This is a genomic window from Parabacteroides sp. AF39-10AC (genome assembly GCF_003635405.1).
GTDB classification, from domain to species: Bacteria; Bacteroidota; Bacteroidia; order Bacteroidales; family Tannerellaceae; genus Parabacteroides; species Parabacteroides distasonis.
In genome coordinates this window covers 1-1310 of the sequence record NZ_QTLP01000079.1, presented here as the reverse complement: position 1 = coordinate 1310, position 1310 = coordinate 1, and the positions used below count along the sequence as shown (strand labels likewise).

The window sequence follows — 1310 nt, the reverse complement described above, 5'->3', positions numbered from 1 at the left end:
GCTCAGCATAATTGAATGGTATTTTATTCATTTTACATTTTATTGCTAATGTTCGGCAGCGTTCCGCTTTATTTAGCGGTAGTGCTGTTTGTTATTGATGAATGTTCTTTTTTGTTGTACCAATCTAAAAAATCTAATGCCGATTTTTTTAAATCCTCCTCGTCTTCATTATTGGTAATACTGTCAGCGTATTCTTGTATGATTGGCAGTAGGCTTATGATACTTTCTTTGGGAAATTGGATTAAAAGCTGACTGATAATCCAATATTTCCAAATTGCATCATTTTTCTGATTAATCAATATTTGTTCAATGCTTGGTAAAAGTTCTTTGTGAAATTTTGGCAAGACATGAATAATCTCTAATGCAACAGGCCAATTCATGTCAGCAATCCATTTCAAAAGAGAGGTTGCAACAACCGATACTTGTTCAGGAGTTGCCAATGAAAGACGCTTTGCTGCATCTAAATCAAATTTATCTTTAGGTATCAATTTTTGTTCATTCATATACATCAATAATGTTCGGCGGATAATCGACTGTTAGGGAGATTAATCCGCTTGTTATGCGCTTTATTTAATAATACAATTATTTACTTTTATAAAATGACTTCCTTCAATATCTTTTAGTGCGGTAGAACTTATTTTCACCTTAGTTCTATGCACATTTTCACCTATTGTAATCGTCAGATTTCTACATAATTGCTTTATCCTTTCTACTACCACTTGGTACACGTCATTATAATTTTCCAATTCGTTACATAGTATTTCTCTATTTTCCTCTATTGAATATATTTTCTTAGGGTACTCTAATTGAACCCCCATTATATTCTCTGGAAAATTTATGTAACTGAATTTGGTTTGTAACTTATGTTCTTCATCAAGATAGAAGGCAAATAGATTGAACCCGACGCAAGGCTCTATGAAATCCTCTGTTTTATACCATAATCCATCATTTGAATCTTGAAAGGGGACTTTATACGCACACTTACTTAGATTGTTTGAAAAGCCCGTGAGCAAATTGTCGATTACAATATGCTCGATTTTTTCACCGGACGTTAGTAAACGGTAAAAAGATTCGTAATCCCTTACAAAATTTGCAAAGTTACTTTCTATATAATCCGCAGGTACTCTACGGTTGTATATCACAATGTGAAATCCTCGCAAAATGTCTTTCAATTCTTGCGGTGTAACCAAGAACTTGTAAGTATGCCATCCTTTTGGATAATATTTCATGCTCATATTGTATTAGTTTCTAAGCGCATAATGGGATGTAGATAGTAACCTGTTCGGGTTGCTTATCTACTTGTTAGCAAT

Annotated in this window: 2 protein-coding genes; both read right to left on the bottom strand. The window is 33.4% G+C overall.

Annotation, left to right across the window (positions count from 1 at the left end; genetic code table 11):
* Window positions 1–68 precede the first annotated feature (68 nt).
* Entirely contained in the window at window positions 69–503 is a 435-nt protein-coding gene (locus DW033_RS24260) for a DUF5071 domain-containing protein (protein WP_122383249.1), read from the bottom strand.
* A gap of 63 nt (window positions 504–566) precedes the next feature.
* Window positions 567–1229, bottom strand: a complete 663-nt coding sequence (locus DW033_RS24255) for a hypothetical protein (RefSeq protein ID WP_122383248.1) — start codon at window positions 1227–1229, stop codon at window positions 567–569.
* Window positions 1230–1310: the final 81 nt, after the last annotated feature.